12 protein-coding genes are annotated in these 18,506 nt (G+C 65.8%); 4 read left to right on the top strand and 8 right to left on the bottom strand.

Annotated elements, in window-relative coordinates; translation table 11 throughout:
- Positions 1–10: 10 nt before the first annotated feature.
- Positions 11–1,501 carry a monocarboxylate uptake permease MctP gene (mctP, locus tag CI41S_RS34855; protein ID WP_139863516.1) on the top strand — a complete coding sequence of 497 codons (1,491 nt, stop codon included), beginning with the start codon at positions 11–13 and terminating at the stop codon, positions 1,499–1,501.
- On the opposite strand, the gene CI41S_RS34850 is transcribed toward mctP, so the two are convergent.
- Positions 1,472–5,113 carry an indolepyruvate ferredoxin oxidoreductase family protein gene (locus CI41S_RS34850; protein WP_139863515.1) on the bottom strand — a complete coding sequence of 1,214 codons (3,642 nt, stop codon included), beginning with the start codon at positions 5,111–5,113 and terminating at the stop codon, positions 1,472–1,474. The two genes, mctP and CI41S_RS34850, sit on opposite strands and share 30 nt — an antisense overlap.
- A gap of 156 nt (positions 5,114–5,269) precedes the next feature.
- On the opposite strand from CI41S_RS34850, the gene CI41S_RS34845 reads away from it, so the two are divergent.
- Complete coding sequence (locus tag CI41S_RS34845) at positions 5,270–5,725, top strand: Lrp/AsnC family transcriptional regulator (RefSeq protein WP_139863514.1); 456 nt, start codon at positions 5,270–5,272, stop codon at positions 5,723–5,725.
- Positions 5,726–6,330: 605 nt separating this feature from the next.
- On the opposite strand, the gene CI41S_RS34840 is transcribed toward CI41S_RS34845, so the two are convergent.
- From CI41S_RS34840 to CI41S_RS34830, 3 genes are read right to left on the bottom strand one after another with little or no spacing between them, the layout of a single operon-like run.
- Entirely contained in the window at positions 6,331–7,116 is a 786-nt protein-coding gene (locus CI41S_RS34840; RefSeq protein WP_139863513.1) for a fumarylacetoacetate hydrolase family protein, read from the bottom strand.
- Between the two features lie 12 nt (positions 7,117–7,128).
- The gene (locus CI41S_RS34835; RefSeq protein ID WP_139863512.1) at positions 7,129–8,496 is read right to left on the bottom strand and encodes an LLM class flavin-dependent oxidoreductase; all 1,368 of its coding nucleotides are present in this window, start codon (positions 8,494–8,496) and stop codon (positions 7,129–7,131) included.
- A 27-nt stretch (positions 8,497–8,523) separates the two neighbouring features.
- Positions 8,524–9,576, bottom strand: a complete 1,053-nt coding sequence (locus CI41S_RS34830) for an Ldh family oxidoreductase (RefSeq protein ID WP_139863511.1) — start codon at positions 9,574–9,576, stop codon at positions 8,524–8,526.
- A gap of 403 nt (positions 9,577–9,979) precedes the next feature.
- On the opposite strand from CI41S_RS34830, the gene CI41S_RS34825 reads away from it, so the two are divergent.
- Positions 9,980–14,125, top strand: a complete 4,146-nt coding sequence (locus CI41S_RS34825; protein ID WP_139863510.1) for a bifunctional diguanylate cyclase/phosphodiesterase — start codon at positions 9,980–9,982, stop codon at positions 14,123–14,125.
- Between the two features lie 18 nt (positions 14,126–14,143).
- Here CI41S_RS34825 and CI41S_RS34820 read toward each other — a convergent pair whose 3' ends face one another.
- Both CI41S_RS34820 and CI41S_RS34815 read right to left on the bottom strand, forming a co-directional pair.
- The gene (locus CI41S_RS34820; protein ID WP_139863509.1) at positions 14,144–14,383 is read right to left on the bottom strand and encodes a DUF2171 domain-containing protein; all 240 of its coding nucleotides are present in this window, start codon (positions 14,381–14,383) and stop codon (positions 14,144–14,146) included.
- Positions 14,384–14,484: 101 nt separating this feature from the next.
- The gene (locus CI41S_RS34815; RefSeq protein ID WP_244626767.1) at positions 14,485–14,898 is read right to left on the bottom strand and encodes a cupin domain-containing protein; all 414 of its coding nucleotides are present in this window, start codon (positions 14,896–14,898) and stop codon (positions 14,485–14,487) included.
- 284 nt (positions 14,899–15,182) lie between these two features.
- On the opposite strand from CI41S_RS34815, the gene CI41S_RS34810 reads away from it, so the two are divergent.
- The gene (locus CI41S_RS34810) at positions 15,183–15,779 is read left to right on the top strand and encodes a 3-keto-disaccharide hydrolase (RefSeq protein WP_172628299.1); all 597 of its coding nucleotides are present in this window, start codon (positions 15,183–15,185) and stop codon (positions 15,777–15,779) included.
- Between the two features lie 10 nt (positions 15,780–15,789).
- Here CI41S_RS34810 and CI41S_RS34805 read toward each other — a convergent pair whose 3' ends face one another.
- Together CI41S_RS34805 and CI41S_RS34800 are read right to left on the bottom strand one after the other, a co-directional pair.
- Entirely contained in the window at positions 15,790–17,265 is a 1,476-nt protein-coding gene (locus CI41S_RS34805; protein ID WP_139863506.1) for a hypothetical protein, read from the bottom strand.
- A 106-nt stretch (positions 17,266–17,371) separates the two neighbouring features.
- Entirely contained in the window at positions 17,372–18,478 is a 1,107-nt protein-coding gene (locus tag CI41S_RS34800; RefSeq protein ID WP_139863505.1) for a glycoside hydrolase family 5 protein, read from the bottom strand.
- Between the last annotated feature and the right edge of the window lie 28 nt (positions 18,479–18,506).

Below are 18,506 nucleotides of genomic sequence, written 5' to 3'. Positions count from 1 at the left end.
GGGGGCAGCCATGAACAACGGGATCGCCTGGATCGCGCTATCCGTCTTCGTCTTCTTCTTCGCGCTCGTCACCGTGATGGGCTTCTTCGCCGCGCGCTGGAAGTCTGGCCCGGTCGGCGAGCATCTCGACGAGTGGGGTCTCGGCGGCCGCCAGTTCGGCACCTGGATCACCTGGTTCCTGGTCGGCGGCGATTTCTACACCGCCTACACCGTGATCGCGGTGCCGGCGCTGGTCTATGCCGTCGGCGCCTACGGCTTCTTCGCGCTGCCCTACACCATCATCGTCTATCCCTTCGTGTTCGCGGTGATGCCGGTGCTGTGGAGGAAGGCGCATGCCGCGGGGCACGTCACCGCCGCCGACGTCGTCCATGCCGCCTACGGCTCGCGCGCGCTCGAGCTCGCGGTGGCGCTGACGGGCCTGGTCGCGACCATGCCCTATATCGCGCTGCAACTGATCGGCATGGAGGTGGTGATCAAGGCGATGGGGTTGTCGGGTGAATTGCCGATCATCGCCGCATTCGTGATCCTTGCGCTCTATACCTACAGCTCCGGCTTGCGCGCGCCGGCGCTGATCGCCTTCGTCAAGGACATCATGATCTACATCGTGGTGCTGACGGCCGTGGTCGTGGTGCCGGCCAAGCTCGGCGGCTACGGTGCGGTGTTCGCCGCGGCGAACGATGCCTTCACCGCCAAGGGCGGCGCCACCGGTCTGACGTTGAAGCCCGCGCAATATTTGCCCTATGCGACCTTGGCGCTGGGATCGGCGCTCGCGGCCTTCATGTACCCGCACACGCTGACCGGCATCTTCGCCTCGAAATCGGCCGACACCATTCGTAAGAACGCGATCCTGCTGCCGGCCTATACGCTGCTGCTCGGCCTGATCGCGCTGCTCGGCTACATCGCCTACGCAGCAGGCATCAAGGTGACGTCGCCGAACGACGTGGTGCCGATGCTGTTCAAGACGCTGTTCCCGGAGTGGTTCGCGGGCTTTGCGTTTTCGGCGATCGCGATCGGCGCGCTGGTGCCGGCGGCGGTGATGAGCATCGGCGCCGCCAACCTGTTCACCCGCAACGTCTGGAAGTCCTACGTCAATCCCGACATCTCGCATGCCGGCGAGGCGTCGGTGGCAAAGATCACCTCGCTGGTGGTGAAGGTCGGCGCGCTGGCCTTCATCCTGTTGCTGCCCACGCAATATGCGCTCGACCTGCAGCTGCTCGGCGGGCTCTGGATCGTGCAGACGCTTCCCGCACTGGTGTTCGGCCTGTTCACCGTCTGGTTCCGCGCCGAAGCGCTGCTGCTCGGCTGGGCGGTCGGGATCGGTTGGGGCACCTATACTGCGTGGAGCAACGGGCTGAAGCCACTGGCCTCGATCTCGTTCGGCGATGCCAGCTACACCTTCTATGTCGGGCTCGGCGCGCTGCTGCTGAACATCGCGGTCGCGGTGCTTGCGACCGTCGTGGTCAGCCTGGTGTCACCCGCCAAGCGCGGTGCGACGGCCTGAACCGTCGCCGGCACCTGTCGGGGCGGAGAGTTGCGCGGTCAGCCGCGCCACCTCCGCCTTTGTTTTTTCGATCGCGGCATCCTTCACCGGACCGTAGCCGCGGATCTCCATCGGCGCCTTTGCCAGCGCGACGAGGTCAGGCAGCCGCGCCGCGTCGAGCTTGCCGATGATTGTGTCGATCAGCGCCTCGTACCAGCCGATCAGCGCACGCTCGGCACGCCGCTCCGCGGTGTAGCCGAACGGGTCGAACGGCGTGCCGCGCAGCCTCTTCAACCGTGCCAGCAGTTTGAGCGGCGTCTGGATCCACTGGCCAAAGGCGCGCTTGCGCGGCCGTCCGCGCGCATCAAGCCGCGCCGGCAGCAGCGGCGGCGCGAGGTGATACTGCACGCGAAAATCCCCATCGAATTCGCGTCTGATCTCGTCGAGGAAACCGCTCTGCATATGCAGCCGCGCCACCTCGTACTCGTCCTTGTAGGCCATCAGCTTGAACAGTGCGCGGGCCACGGCCTCGGTGAGGGGAAGCTCGCCCTTGCCGCGGACGCCGTCCGCCTCTCCCGCTTGCGGGGGAGGCCGCATCGCATCGATAGATGCGATGCGGGTGGGGGCTCCCTCCGCGATACGACTCGTGGAGAGACCCCCACCCCAACCCTCCCCCGCAAGCGGGAGAGGGGGCACAGTCCCTTCGCGGTTGCTGCCAAGCGCCGCCTCGGCACGGCGCACGCGATCGACCGTTGCGCGATAGCGCGCGGCATAGGCCTCGTCCTGATAGTCGCGCAGGAAATCGGCGCGCCGCGCGATGATCTGGTCGATCGTCTCGGGCTGCTTGCTGGCGGCATCCTCGGCCTTCGGCAGGAACTCCGGATCGGCAAACGCGATCCGGCCCCAGGCCAGCGCCTGCTGGTTGCGCTCGACAGTGACGCCGTTGAGCTCGATCGCGCGCGTCAGCGCGTCCAGCGACACCGGCACCAGGCCCTGCTGCCAGGCAAAGCCGAGCATCATGATGTTGGCGTAGACGCTGTCGCCGAGCAGTCGTTCGGCCAGCGCGTTGGCATCGATGCTGGCGAGGTTGCCGGGTCCGATCACCCGCTCGATGGCGCGGAGGCGCACCGGCGAGGCGAGGTCGGCATCGCGAAACCGCACCACGTCGCCGGTCGGCATCTCCGCGAGGTTAACCGCGGCGCGCATGCCCTTGCGATAGGAGCCGGAGGCTTTCGCCGACGAGCTCACCACGAGGTCGCAGCCGATCAGCGCATCGGCCGCGCCCTGGTCGATCCGCACCTGGTGCAGCGCCTCGGGCGCCGCCGCCAGCCGCAGATAGCTCAGCACCGGGCCGAACTTTTGCGCAAACCCGGTGAAGTCGAGCACCGAGACGCCGCGGCCCTCGAGATGCGCGGCCATCGCGATCAGCGCGCCGACCGTGATCACGCCAGTGCCGCCGACGCCGGTGACGAGCAGATCATAGGGCTTGTCGAGCATCGCCAGCTCCGGCGCGGGCAGCGTGGCGGCACGCGCGAGCGGATCGATCGCGCTGGCGCTCTTGGCCCGCCGCTTGCCGCCTTCGATGGTGACAAAGCTCGGGCAAAAGCCGTTGATGCAGGAAAAATCCTTGTTGCAGGTCGAGAGGTTGATCTTGCGCTTGCGGCCGAACGGCGTTTCCTTCGGCTCGACGCTGAGGCAGTTCGACTCCACCGAGCAGTCGCCGCAACCCTCGCAGACCAGGTCGTTGATATAGGCAAAGCGCGCCGGGTCGGGAAGCGTGCCGCGCTTGCGCCGCCGCCGCTTCTCGGTGGCGCAGGTCTGCTGATAGATCAGCACGGTGACGCCGGAGATTGCGCGCAGCTCGCGCTGCACGGCGTCCATCTCCTCGCGCGGATGGATGGTGACGCCGCTAGGCAGATCGGCGGGCGAGAAATGCGTGGGATCATCAGACACCAGCGCGATCCGCGACACGCCCTCGGCGCGGACGCTGTGCGCGATCGCCTGCACGCTGACCGGGCCGTCGACCGGCTGACCGCCGGTCATCGCCACTGCGTCGTTGAACAGGATCTTGTAGGTGATGTTGGCCTTCGCGGCGATCGCCTGCCGGATCGCCATCGAGCCGGAATGATAATAGGTGCCTTCGCCGAGATTCTGGAACACATGCGTGTTGCCGGTGAATCGCGACGAGGCCGCCCAGTTGACGCCTTCGCCGCCCATCTGGATCAGTGACGAAGTCTCGCGGTCCATCCAGCTCGCCATGAAGTGGCAGCCGATGCCGGCGAGTGCCTTGGAGCCTTCGGGCACTTTTGTGGAGGTGTTGTGCGGGCAGCCCGAGCAGAAATACGGCGTCCGCGTCGCGCCCGGGACCGCGATGGTCCGATCCCGCTCCGGCGCAAGCGCAGCCACGCGCTGCGCGAGTTGCAGCTCCGGAAACATCGGATCGAGCCGCCGCGCCAGCACGCCGGCCAGCATGCGCGGCGACAATTCGCCGATCCAGGAGATCAGCCGTGCGCCGGTTTCGTCATGCTTGCCGACCATCCGCTCCGGCTTCGCGCCCGGATAGTCATAAAAATATTCCTTGAACTGGCTCTCGATGATGCCGCGCTTCTCCTCGACGACCAGAATCTCGCGCTTGCCCTTCACAAACTCCATGGCGTCGTGCAGCGCCAGCGGCCACACCATGCCGACCTTGTAGATGTCGATGCCGAAGCGGCGGCAACTGGCTTCATCGAGCCCGACCAGCCGCAGCGCCTCCATCAGATCGAGGTGCGCCTTGCCCGTGGTGACGATGCCGTAGCTCGCGTCCTTGACATTGTAGATGCGGCGGTCGATCGGATTGGCTTTTGCAAAGGCGTACACCGCGTGCTTCTTCGCCTCCAGCCGCTCCTCGATCTGCGGTCCTGGCAAATCCGGCCAGCGATAGTGCAGGCCGCCGGGCGGCGGCGTGAAATCGGGCTGGATGAACCGGCGCGGCGGCCGCAGTTCGACCGAAGCGCCTGACTCGACGATCTCCGAGATCGCCTTGAAGCCGACCCACATGCCGGAGAAGCGGCTCAGCGCATAGCCATACTCGCCGAACGCGAGATATTCGCCGACGTCGGCCGGGTGCAGCGTCGGCATGAACCAGCTCATGAACGCGACGTCGGACTGGTGCGGCATCGACGACGACACGCAGCCATGGTCGTCGCCGGCGACCACGAGCACCCCGCCATGCGGCGACGAGCCATAGGCATTGCCGTGCTTCAGCGCATCGCCGGAGCGGTCGATACCCGGGCCCTTGCCATACCACAGCCCGAATACGCCATCGACCTCGCGATCCCGTTGCGTCTCGACCTGCTGCGAGCCGAGCACCACGGTGGCCGCGAGGTCCTCGTTGACCGCAGGCAGAAACTCGATGCGGCTGTCCTTCAATTGCTGCTGGATCTTCCACAGCTCGAGATCGACGCCGCCGAGCGGCGAGCCGCGATAGCCGGAGATGAAGCCCGCGGTGTTGAGCCCGGCGGCGCGGTCGCGCCTGATCTGGTCGAGCGCGATGCGCACAATCGCCTGCGTTCCCGTGAGGAAGACGCGGCCGTGCTGGCGGCTGTAGCGGTCGGAAAGCTGGTAGGCGTCGAGCTGCGGCATCTGGCCCATAACTGACCCCTTAAGGAATCGATGTGATCTCAGACCCAACGCTACGCCTGAGCCGTTGGTAGGTCTTACCTATCTGTTCGGCTCGAAACACATTTTCGGCAAAAGATTTTTGAACCCGCTCAATTTTGGTAGATTTTACCAAAATGGAGCTGAATCGTGGTTGAGGAGCAAGACGAGAAGATCCTCGCCGAATTGCAGAAAGACGGCCGCGCCACCAACCAGCAGCTGGCCGACACCGTCGGCATGTCGACCTCGGCCTGCTGGCGCCGCGTCCGCGCGCTGGAAGAGTCCGGCGTCATCGAAGGCTATTCGGCGCTGGTGAAGCGCGAAGCGGCGGGCTTTGCGACCTCGGCGATCCTGCACGTCTCGCTGGAGCGCCACGACACCACATTCGTCGACGAGTTCGTCGCCCGCGTGATGCAGCGCCGCGAGGTGCTGGAGTGTTTTGCGACCACTGGCGATGCTGACTATCACTTGCGCGTCGTCGTGCGCGACATGGACGCCTACAACAAATTCCTCGACGAGTTCATGTTCCGCATCCCCGGCATCCGCCACGTCCGCACCAACGTGATCCTCAAGGAAATCAAGACCGGCGTCGCGCTGCCGTTTTGAGGCGGCGATGTGTGCGCGTGAGGTGAGCACGCTAGTTGGGCTCCCTCCCCCCTTGCGGGGTAGGGTGGGGAGAGGGGTACCACACGGCGCGCCCTCTCGATGAATCCGCAACGAAGCCCGGTGAGGTTTGCAAGCGCAGCACACCCATCGATCATCTCGCCCGGGGCTTACCCCTCTCCCCGCCCTCCCCCGCAAGGGGGGAGGGAGCCCGACCAGTGTGCTCACCTCACTTGGTTTGCGGGTCGACAAGAGAGAGCGGAAGGAAGCAAAGCTCGGACAGCCCGTGCTGCGAAATCGCGAAGCTGCGTCCCCACTCATACTGTCATTGCCCGGTTTAACCGGGCGATCCAGTACGCCGCGGCTTCTCGGCTCAATCACCACGGCCTCTGGAATACTGGATCACCCGCATGCGCCGGTGATGACACCGAACAAGCTGCTTGAAGCGTGCATCGTACCAACCCCACGTCGTCCTGGCGAAAGCCAGGACCCATTACCCCGAATTCGAGTTGTTGCGAGCGCTGAGGCCGCGATCCCGTTCACAACCAGATATGGTGGTGATGGGTCCTGGCCTTTCGCCAGGACGACGGTGGAGAGAGCTGCGCGCCTCACGCCTGCTCCCGCACGAAGCGGTTGCGCAAGGTGCCGATGCCGGTGATGTCGATCTCGACCACGTCGCCGTGCTTCAAATCCGGCGAGGCGCCGTCGGTGCCCATCCAGATCACGTCGCCGGGCCACAGCGTAAAATATTTCGTCAGCTCGACCAGGAACGGCACGATACCGAAAATCATGTCGTTGGTGCGGAAGCGGCCGGTTTCCTTGCCGTTGACGCGGATCGCGGTCTCCATGGTGTCGAGATCGACATCGGTTTCGATCCACGGGCCCATCGGCTTGAAGGTGTCGGCGTTCTTGGCGCGCCACAGGCCGCGGTCGGCCTTTTGCCAGGTGCGCTCGGAGACGTCGTTGCCGATGGTGTAGCCGAACACGCAGTCCATCGCGTTGGCTTCAGTGAGATGCTTTGCCTTCTTGCCGATCACGACGGCGAGCTCGCCCTCGTAATGGATCTTCTCGGTCGCAAAGGCCGGGATCACGACGTCCTCGTCATGGGCGATCAGCGCGTTCTGGGCGCGGTAGCCGATCTCGGGACGGTCGGGAATGTTCGGCACCGTGCCAGCCTTGTCGGCGGCCTCCTTCAGATGCTTCAGGTAATTCAGCCCGACGCAGTAGAAGGTGCGCGGGATCAGCGGCAGCTCGATCTTCACATTCTTCAGCGCATGGGTTTGCGGCGTCTTGCTCCATTCACTGAGCGGATCGCCGCTGACGGCGACGACCGTGTCGCCCTCGACGAGGCCCCAGGAGGTCTTGCCTGCGGCAGTGAATTTCAGCCAGCGCATGATGATGTCCTTCTATTCTGCGGCGGCCTGCGCGCGCGTCTTCCAGGCGCCCGCGGCAGGGCGCTTGAGCCCGAGATTCTCGCGCAGCGTGGTGCCGGCGTAGTCCTGGTGAAACAGGCCGCGCTTCTGCAGCTCCGGCACCACGTGGTTGACGAAATCGGCGTAGGAGCCCGGCACGTAGCTCGCCGCGACCACAAAGCCGTCGCAGCCACGGCCCTCGAACATCTCCTCCAGCCGGTCGGCGATCTCCTTGGGGCCGCCGACGATCGCGTCCTGCACCTGGGCGCGGCCGGAGAAGGTGATGAAGTCGCGGGTGGACGGATTGCTCTTGCCGGAGGCGCGCAGCACGCCGTCGCGCATGCCGAGCATGCCCTGCATGCCCTGCAACTCCTCTGACGTCAGCGGCTCGTCGATCGGCTTGGCGCCGAAATCGAAATTGAGCGCTTCGGCGAGCAGCGACAGCGCGTCGATCTCGAGCGGCAGTTTCTGGATCACGGCCATGCGATCCTCGGCTTCCGCCTTGGTGGCGCCGGCGACCGGCGTGATCAGATTGCAGAGGAACATCTGGTCGGGATCGCGGCCGGCCTTGACGGCCTCGCCCCGGATCGCGTCGTAGCCCTGCTTTGCGCTGGCGAGGTTGCGCGAGGCGGTGAAGATCACCTCGCCCCAGCGGCCGGCAAAACGCTGGCCGCGGCCGGAGGCGCCGGCCTGAATGATGACCGGATGGCCCTGGGCCGAGCGCGGCACGGTGAACGGCCCGCGCGAGGCAAAGAACTCGCCCTTGTGGTCGAGCCGCTTCACCTTGGTCGGATCGGCGAAGCGGCCGCTTGTCTTGTCGATCAGCAGCGAGCCGTCCTCCCAGGAATCCCAGTGGCCGAGCACCACCTCCATGAACTCGTCGGCGCGGTCGTAGCGCGGGTCGTGGTCGAGATGCTGCGCCTTGCCCATGTTGAGGGCTTCGCCGTCATTGACCGAGGTCACCACGTTCCACGCGGCGCGGCCATTCGTCATCAAATCGAGCGTGGCAAAGCGGCGGGCGACGTCGAACGGCTCGAAATAGGTGGTGGAGGCGGTCGAGGCGAGGCCGAGCTTTGTCGTCACCATGCCCATCGTGGTCAGCACCACGATCGGGTCCATCTTCACGCAGCGGATGCCGTATTCGACGGTGTGGGCGTGATCGTTGTTGTAGCGGTCCGGCATCGCGAGGCGATCGTCGAAGAACGCCATGTGAAACTTGCCGCGCTCCAGGATGCGGGCGATCTCCTGGTAGTAGTCCGCCGACATCGAATCGTCGCGCGATTCCGGGTGGCGCCAGGAGCCCGGCAGGTTGGTGCAGTTCTGCGCCTGCAGGAAGCCAACCAGCGCCATCTGCCGTGTCATGTCGTTCTCCTGTGCTCGGGCAATGTGTCAGCGAAGCGCGAGCTCTTCTGCGAGCTTGTAGTCGGCGGCGAGCGCCTTCAGCTTCTCCCAGGTCGCGTCCTCGATCTCGATGCCGTTCTTGCGCCGCTCAAGCTCGCGCAGATGCTCGACCTCGCCGGGATAGAACACGCCGCGGCTGCCTTCCGACGGCGGCGTCGATTTCAGATAGCGGGCGAAGTCGGCGACCTCTTTCTTGAACTGCTGCAGCGGGCGGAACGCGGCGACGTTGAACACCGCCATGAAGCAGCCGTCATTGTGCCGGCCGGTCGGCTCGACGCCGAAGCCGAGCCCGGTGAGCAGGCCGCACAGCACCTCGACCATCGCGGCAAGCCCACTGCCCTTGTAGCCCTCGGTGCCGCCGAGCGGCAGCAGCGCGCCGCCCTTGCGATAGTCCTTGGGGTCGGTGGTGTCGCGGCCCTCGGCGTCAATGATCCAGCCCTTCGGAATGGATTCGCCGCGCGCCACCGCGAGCTGGATCTTGCCGGCGGCGACCGCCGAGGTCGCCATGTCCAGATAGAACGGCGCCTCGAGATCGGACGGCACCGCGATCGAGAGCGGGTTGGTGCCGAGCCGGGCCTCGCGGCCGCCGAACGGCGCGACATGCTTTGGCGAACGGCCGGAATCCGCGGCGGCGATTCCGATCATACCCTCGCGCATCGCCATCAGCGGATAATGCGCGAGCCGCCCGACATGGCTCTGGCGGAACACGGTGCAGGCCGCGACATTGGCGGTCTTCGCCTTGTTGATGGTCATCTCCATCGCCTTGGCGTTGACGTGGAACCCAAAGCCCCAATGGCCGTCGATCACCGTCGTGGTCGGCGTCTCCTGCACGATGGTCCATCGCGCGCCGGGCACGATGTGGCCGGCTTTGACGCGGTCGATATAGGTCGGGATCGCGATGATGCCGTGCGAGTCATGGCCGGCGAGATTGGCGTTGACGCAGCCCGAGGCGACGGCGTTCGCCTCCTCCTCCGACGCGCCGGCGGCCTTGAGCAGCGCCGCGCCGATGCGCGTGAGACGGTCGGCCTGGACGATCGGCATCGGGGGTTCCTCGCGATGGGCCCGCGCGACCGGCGGGTCTTGCTTAACGATGTTTACGTCACCCTCTCAAAGCGCTGCCGCGCGAGCAAGGCCAGAAAAATCCGGTCCGCCATACCGGGAGCAGGGTGCTCATCGTGCCGATTTCACCGCGTGGAACGCGTGCGGTCGCAACGCGGAATTTGGCCGGCCCGGCGGCGCGGGTCGACGGCCGCGCCTGGCCTGCGCCGGCACCGCCTCAGCCTGATACATAAGCCTCCGTAATACCCCGGAAAATCGCGCTTCGCGTTCGTCATGCGTTTACTCTGACCTGCAACTTGCCGGACACAATAACCTCCGCTTAGGCCTCCCGCGGGCAATGTCTCGGGCCAGATTGAAGGGGGAAGCCCCAGGGGCGTTGAGGACTGTGCAGTCGACTATCGGACGTACCTTCGCGGCGTTGAGTGCCACCAACGAAGCGATCCTGTACGCGAAATCGCCGGAAGAGCTGTACGGCAAGGTTTGCGAAGCCGCCTTCTCCAGCGGAGGCTTCCTGGCCGCCGCCGTGTTTTTGCTGGAGCCGGATACCGGCCTCCTGAAGTTCGCGGCCGGCTGCGGCAACGATGTCTCGCGGCTGCGCAGCCTGACCATTTCGACCCTCGCCGATATTCCCGAAGGTGATGGCGTTTGCGGGCGGGCGTTCCGCGACCAGAAGGCCTGTGTCAGCAACGATTACATCAACGATGCCAGCTCCGCCGCCTGGCGCAGCGGCGCGGCCGCAGCCGGTGTCGGCGCCGCCGCGGCAGTGGCGCTGACCCAGGGCGGGCGCAGCATCGGCGTCTTCGTCGTGACGCGGGGCGAGCCGCACTCGCTTGGCGAGGAGGTCGTCTCACTGCTGGAGCGCATGGTCGCGAACGTGTCCTTCGCGCTCGACAATTTCGACCATGAGGCACAGCGCAAGGGCGGCGAGCGGGCGATGCGCCGGCTCAACCGCATGTTCGGCGCCATCAGCGCCACCAACGAAGCCATCCTGCGCGCCAAGACCGAGCACGATCTCTATCAGCGGGTTTGCGACGCCGCGGTGTTCAGCGGCAAGTCCTTTGCCACCGTGGTGCTGCTGGCCGAACCCGACACGCAGTGGCTCGAGCCCGTCGCCGGCACCGGCGAGGCGCTCGACCTGATCACGCAAACGCGATTCTCGACCGATCCGGACAGCGTCTACGGCAAGGGCATCTGCGGCGACGCATTCCGCACCCAGCGGCCCTGCATCGAGCGCGACATCCCGAAATCGGCGTGCCCGCCGCAGGCAAGGACCCGCGGCGGCAGCGGCCTGATGGCCAGCGTCGCGCTGCCGCTGACGCGGTTCGGCAACAGCATCGGGGTGCTGATCTTCTTCATCGGCAACTCCTGGGCGGCGGACGAGGAGATCATCGCGCTGCTCGCCGGCATCGCGGAGAACGTATCGGTCGCCCTCGACAATTTCGGCCGCGCCACCGAAAAGGCCAAGGCCGACGGCGAACGCGAGCGGCTGTCGCGGATGTTCGCCGCGCTGAGCGCCACCAACGAGGCGATCATGCGCGCCCGCTCGCGGCTGGAGATGTTCGAGCTGGTCTGCGCGGCGGCGGCCCATGGCGGCGGATTCAATTCGACCAGCATTCTGATCGCAAAACCCGGCGACGACTTCTTCGAGATGATGGCGGTCGCAGGTCCAACCGCCGAGAATGCGCGCCGTCTCACCGTCTCGCGCAGCGAGGCCCGCCCCGAGGGACGCGGCGTCTGCGGCCGGGCGTTCCGGTCCCGGCGCGCCTGCATCAACAACGACTTCCTGAGCGCGGTCGCCACCAGCCCGTTCCGCGACGTGATCGACCGCGAGGACGCGCGATCGGGCGCCGCGTTCCCGCTGATCGTCGGCGACGAGCCGGTCGGCGTGATGCTGTTCATCTCCGCCAAGCGCAACACCTTCAGCTCCGAATTCGCCGAGCTGCTGCAGCGGCTTGCCGACAACGTGGCGTATTCGCTTCATAGCTTCGATCGCGCCGACGAGAAGGCGCGGACCGAGGAGCAGAAGGAGCGGCTGACGCGGATGTTCGCCGCGCTGAGCGCGACCAACGAGGCGATCATGCGGGCAAAATCCCGCAGCGAGATGTTCGAGCTGGTCTGCGACGCGGCGGCGGTCGGCGGCCAATTCATTTCGGCGACGATCCGCCTAGTGCGGCCGGGCGAGATCTTCCTGGAGAACGTGGCGGCATCGGGCCCCGACCGGGTGCGCGCCCACGAGCTGCAATTGTCGGCCGATGCGTCGCGTCCGGAGGGACAGACCCTGACCGGGGTTGCGATCCGCACCCGCAGGCCCTGCATCAGCAACGACTATCTCAGCGACTTCGAACCGGAATCGCATGTCTACCAGATCGTCCGCGACAGCGGCAGCAAGTCCGGCGCGGCGCTGCCGCTGCTCAAGAATGGCGAGGCGATCGGCGCGCTGGTTTTCCTGTCCGGCGAGTTCGGCACCTTCAGCCCGGAGATGATGGCGCTGCTGCAGCGGCTCGCCGAGAACGTCTCCTTTGCACTCGACAATTTCGACCGCGCCGACGAGAAGGCGCGGGCCGACGAGCAGCGCGAGCGGCTGTCGCGGATGTTCGCCTCGCTGAGCGCGACCAACGAGGCGATCATGCGGGCGAAGTCCCGCAACGAACTGTATCAGCTGGTCTGCGAGGCGGCGGCGTCCGGCGGCAGGTTCACCTCCACCACCATCGCGCTGGCGCAGCCCGGCAGCGATTATCTCGCGATCGCCGCCACCGCAGGGCCGGCCGCGGAAGGCGCACGCCAGGTGACGCTCTCGACCAGCGAGGCGCATCCGGAAGGCCGCGGCGCCTGCGGCCGGGCGTTCCGCTCCGGCAAGGCCTGCATCATCAACGACTATTGCGCCGACCCGGACACCGCGGCCTTCCATGCCCGGGCCCGCGCCGATGGAACGCAATCCGGCGCCTCGTTTCCGCTGATCGTGCACGGCCAGGTGGTCGGCGTCATGATCTTCGTCGCGATTGAGAAGGACACCTTCACGCCGGAGTTCGCCGAGCTGTTGCAGCGGCTCGCCGACAATCTGGCGTTCGCGCTCGAGAGTTTCGATCGCGCCGACGAGAAGAACAAGGCCGACGAGCGCATCGAGTATCTCGCCTCGCATGACAGCCTGACCAAGCTGCCCAATCGCGAGACCTTCAACGAGCTGCTGCGTCACGCCATCACCATGTCGGACCGCCATCGCCGGCCGCTCGCGGTGCTGTTCATCGACCTCGACCGCTTCAAGATTATCAACGACTCGCTCGGCCACGAGGCCGGCGACATGCTGCTGGTCGCGATCGCGGACCGGCTGCGCCGGTCGTTGCGGGTGAGCGACGTGGTGGCGCGGCTCGGCGGCGACGAGTTCGTCGTCATTCTGGAGGAAGCTGCCGCCCGCGACGACGTCGCGCGGATTGCCGGCGAGCTGCTGATCGCGCTCAGCAAGCCGCTGCAGCTCAGCGGGCACGAATGCCACACCACGGCCTCGATCGGGATCGCGATGTACCCCGCCGACGGCTCCGACGTGCAGACGCTGACCAAGAATGCCGACATGGCGATGTACCTCGCCAAGGAGGACGGCAAGAACGGCTTCCGCTTCTTCTCCAGCGAGATCAAGGCGCAGTCGATCGAGCGGCTGACCATGGAGAGCGCGTTGCGCCGCGCGCTCGAGCGCGACCAGTTCTCGCTGCACTATCAGCCCAAGGTCGACATGGCGACGGGACAGATCAGCGGCGTCGAGGCGCTGCTGCGCTGGAGCCATCCCGAGCTTGGCCAGGTCTCGCCGGGACAGTTCATCCCGCTCGCCGAGGAGATCGGGTTGATCGTGCCGATCGGCCGCTGGGTCCTGAAAGAGGCCTGCGCGCAGAACATGGCGTGGCAGCGCCGCGGCCTGCGCCAGGTGACCATGGCGGTCAATCTGTCGCCGCGGCAGTTCGCCGATCCGCAACTGCTCGACGACATCGACGCGGCGCTGCTTGCGAGCGGCATGTCGCCGTCGCTGCTGCAGCTCGAAGTCACCGAAAGCATGGTGATGCGCAACGTGTCGCGCGCGGTCCGCGTGCTCGATGCGATCCAGAACCGCGACATCAGGCTCGCGATCGACGATTTCGGCACCGGCTATTCGTCGATGTCGCTGATGAAGCAGTTCCCGATCGACACCATCAAGATCGACCGCTCCTTCGTGCGCGACCTGCCCGACGATTCCGAGGACGTCGCGATCGCGCAGGCGATCATCTCGATGGGCAAGGCGCTCGGCATGACCATCGTCGCCGAGGGCGTCGAGACCTCCGAGCAGCAGGAGTTCCTGCGCGCCCATGCCTGCGACGAGATGCAGGGTTTTCTGTTCTCCCGGCCGCTGCCGCCGCGCGATCTCGCCGAGCTGTTGAAGCCGGCGCCGGCGCCGGCCTCGCCTCCGCTGCAGCCTGGGCTGGAAGATGAGGCGAAGCAAGGTGAAATGGGCCAGGACGAAGTCGATGCCGACGACATCGACCTGGAGCCGAAACGCGCCACGGGCTGACCTTCGCGGATGGCGCGGCTATTGACGGCCGTGCTGCCAATGCGCGGTGACGTCGGCGCCCGACTTGTTGAGGTGGACGTGCTGGTCGACATGATCGACCCAGGCCAGCGGAATGAAGTGATGGTGCTGACCATCGGGCGAAGACTGCTTGGTCAGCTTGATCTTGTCGGTGCCTTCCATGTGATCGACCTTGCCGACGGTCTTTTTGTCCGACGAGATCACATCCATATGTTCCCTGATATCTGCGGCACTCGCCATGCGTCGTCTCCTCGTCATGATGGAGGGGATGAAACGTCGCGCGGCGGCAATGGTTGCTATCGCGCCGACGGCGCCGGCGGCGCCCGAAAGCTCGTTCCCGGTTATTTCTCCTCGGCGGCGGTCGACGTCGCCGGTCCTTCGCCCATGATCAGGAGCACGGCATCCTCGTCCTTGGCGCCGTCCCAATGCACCTGCTTGCCGTAATGGGTGACGAAGCTGCCGGCCGGCATCGCCACGGTGCCGTGCTCGGGATCGAATTTCGGGCCCGAGCCCACCCACCAGGTGCCCTGCAGCACCACGATGTAGCGGTCGTTGGGATGGAAGTGCGGGCGGCTGAAATGATTGCCCTTGGTCCATTTGGTGTAGACCATGTAGAAGCCGGGCTTGTCGGGATCGCCGACCACGACGGCATTCTGCGCGCCGCGCGCGTCGACCGGGCCCCACGGAATCTGGTTCGGCAGCTTGTAGGTGACGGCGGCGGGATTGAGTTCGGCCGCGGAGCTGATGCTCAGCATTCCGACAAGGGCCAAAGGCAACATCAGGTATCGCCGGAGCCGGTTCGACGCCATCATCGCTTCCTCCCATCGTTATGGGCTTGGTCGGGCAATTGTCGTGCCCTGTTGCGCGGCGATGCTAGCCGCGGTCGTTCGCGGCAGGCAAGACACGCGCACGCATGTCTGATCTCAGCAAGAGGCAATCAGTCACCGCATATCGCGGCTGCAATATCAAAAACGGGGATTGTCGCCGCCGCAGACGATGCTAGGTTGCGCGCCAACCAAAACACGGGAGGGCGTTCTTGATGAAGCGTTTGTCGATACTCGCAAGCTGTGTCCTGATCAGTGCAGCCGCGTTGCAATTTTCCAGCCCTGCCATCAGCCAGGACGGCTGGGTCACGCTGCTCGACAGTTCCAAGAAGGGCGATTGGGACGAGATCGGCAAGGCCAATTGGGAGATGAAGGACGGCGCGCTGGTCGCCGACAAGCTCGACGGCAAGGAGCTGTCCTATCTCGTCAGCAAGACGCAGTACAAGGACTTCCAGATCCGCGCGGAGTTCTGGACCGACGAGGACGCCAACAGCGGCATCTTCATCCGCTGCGAAGGCAACAAGACGATCGATTCCAAGGTCTGCTACGAGGTCAACATCTTCGACAAGCGGCCGGACCCGACCTACGGCACCGGCGCGATCGTCGATGTCGGCAAGGTCGATCCGATGCCGAAGGCGGCCGGCAAGTGGAACGTCTACGAGATCACCGCGCAGGGCCAGCATTTCGTCGTGACGCTGAACGGTCAGAAGACCGTCGACGCGCAGGACTCCAAGCACGCCAGCGGCTACATCGCGCTGCAGTACGGCTCTGGCGTGGTCAAGTTCCGCAAGGTGCAGATCAAGCCGCTTTGAGCGGCATTGTTCACGAGCGGGCGTCAGCCGCGTCGCCGTCGCTTTGGGTGCGCATGTGATGACCGATCACCAGACCGGTCAGGCACAGCATCAGCCCGAGCGCCGGCGGCGCGAACAGCGCCTCCTCCTGGAAGATGCCGTTGACCACGATGACCAGCGTGCCGAACGCGGCGAGCCCCTGGGTCAGAATTCCGGTTGAGGCGTAAAGCCGCCAGGCCCGCAGCGCCATCGCCAGGAAGAAGCCGAGCGGCACCACGGCCGCAAGCCCCATCTGGTAGAGCAGCACGCCGACCGCGCTCTCCACCGCGCCATCCATCGTGCCGGCATTTTGCGCCGCGCTCCAGTCGATCGAGAAGTAGCCCTCGGACAGGTTGCCGCCGACGCCGAGCCCGCGCCCGATCGGGTTCTTCAGGAAGCCGTCCCAGCCGCCCATGAAGCCGATGACGTGAAAGTCGCCGATCTGCAATCCGATATAGATCGCCGCGATGGCATACAGTGCGAGCCCGACGCATCCGACGACCAGCGTAATGACAGGGCCGAGCAGCCAGGTCGCGCTCCAGGCCAGCCCCACGAAGATCACCGTGACGAGCGCGCCCTTCACGCTGCAGAGCACCAGCAGCGGGATCGCGGCGAGCGCCAGCCAGCGATGCCCGACCGAGAACAGGAACAGGATCGAGAACGCAACGCCGTAGCCGAAGCTGATCGCGCTCATGTTCGGGCCGTGGATGCGCAGGATCGATGACAGCCCGAGATCCTCGAACAGCGGGCTGTTGAGGAAGCTGAAGCGGAAGCGGTCGATCAGATCCACCGGCACGAAGCCGGTCGCGCGCATTTCGGCTTCCCAGGTCCCGGAGCGGGTCGCCTTCAACTCGTCGAAGTGCCAGAAGGTGTAGCCGTTGGTGATCTGCAGCCAGAAATCGCGGAACAGCAGCTCGGTGTAGCCGCAGGCGATCAGCAGCACCGCAACCGCCACCAAAAACGGCGTGATGCGGATCTCGAACGTCGCCGCGGTCAGCAGCGCCAGCTGAAACAGAAACAGCGGAAATGCGATGTTGCGCAGATAGACGATGGCGGCGCGCGGATCCTGCGTGGCGCCGAGCGCGCAATACAGCAGCACGGTCGCCAGCGTGATCATGCCCCATTTCATGATCCGATCGATCTCGGGAGAATGCCTGCGCTCGCGCAGCAGGTACAGCCCGACCGTCAAAAGCCACATCACGGCGCAGAGCAGGAAGTTGTAGCCCTTGACGAACTCCATCTCCTGCTCGGTCGACAGGTATGACGACAGGATCGAGACGAACAGGTTCTGGAAGAAGATGATGAAGATCGCGACCGACGGCGCGTAAGCCGGCGCCGCGAGAACGATCGCGCAGCCGACCAGGACTTCGACGACGATGGCGAGCCCGGCATTGGCCGCCTGCAGGATCGGGACGAATGCGATCGACGCCACGGCGATGCCGAGCGCCGGGATCAGATCGTTGGCCATCAGCGGCCGCTGGGCTATCCCTGCTTGCACGAGCTCTGACCTGGAAATAACCGCCGCACGATCGATCTAGCCGCCCAATGTGTAAGACCAGGTTAACCAACTACGCCTAGCGCGTGCCGAGCAAGGCCTTGAGCACATCGGGATCGGCCTTGCCCGAGACGGCATCGGCGAGGCCAAAACCCTGCGACAGCTCCCAATGGGTCCAGCCCCAGCACTGTTGCCTTGCGTAGCTGGTGACCGCGGCGAGCCAGCCCAGCCGGCTGTCGCGCGGGGCGCCGGCCTTGAGCACGCCGAATTCGTTGATGATGAGCGGCCGCGAATATTTTTGCTGCCAGGCGGCGGCGGGCGCGAGCCATTGGTCGACGCCGCGGTCGGGGATGGCGCGTTCCAGCATCGCGAGTGCCTTGCGCTTGTCCAGCGCGGTGAGCTGCTCGCGCAGCTGCTTGACCTGCGGGTCGTCGGCGCGGGCAGGATAGGGCAGGCCGGTAATGTCGTGCAGCGGTTCGCTCGGATCCCAGTGCGCCTGATGGGTGAACACCATCGGGTCGTAGAAGTGGATGGCATAGACGACGTTCGGATCGTCGAGCGGCTTGAAGTCCGGCAGCGAATCCGCGCGCTGCCAGTTCACCGGTCCGATGATCAGCGTGGTCTGCGGCAGCAGCCGCCGAATGAACGCGGCGAGCTCGGTGGCTTCGCTCTGCCACTGCGCGGCGTCGACGTCCGGCTCGTTCAACAGTTCCGCAAACACCCGATCGGCCGGATAGCGCTGCACGATCTGTGCGAGCGCGCGCCACGCGTCCTTCATCTCCTGCATCGCGGCGGGCGGATCGTCCTTGTGCAGCGGGTTGAAGCGCTCGCCGGAATGCAGGTCGACCGACACGGCGAAGCCGAGCTCGAGCAGCTCCTTCAGCGCGGCATCGACCGTGCGCAGGCGCTGTTCGCGATCCGCCGGCGTGGCAAAGCGCGGCATGACGAAGTCGGCCGGCACCGGCAGGCGGATGTGGGTGAGGCCAGCCTTGCGCAGCTCGGCCAGCAGGCTGCGCGGCGGCGCCGATTGCGGAATGGCGATCCAGCCGTCGGCATTGACACCGCGTGACAGCGCCTCGATCCGGTTCGCCGGAACGCCTTCGACCAGCGCAGGACACGCTTGCGCCGCGGCCGACAGCAGCAGGGATGCGGCGGCGATGATGGCAGGGATCGGCGGCCGGGCCATGGGATGCTCACCTCGCGTAGGTGGCGCG

The sequence above is a fragment of the Bradyrhizobium ivorense genome, from assembly GCF_900696085.1.
Classification (GTDB): Bacteria; Pseudomonadota; Alphaproteobacteria; order Rhizobiales; family Xanthobacteraceae; genus Bradyrhizobium; species Bradyrhizobium ivorense.
This window is presented reverse-complemented; position numbering and strand designations above follow the sequence as displayed.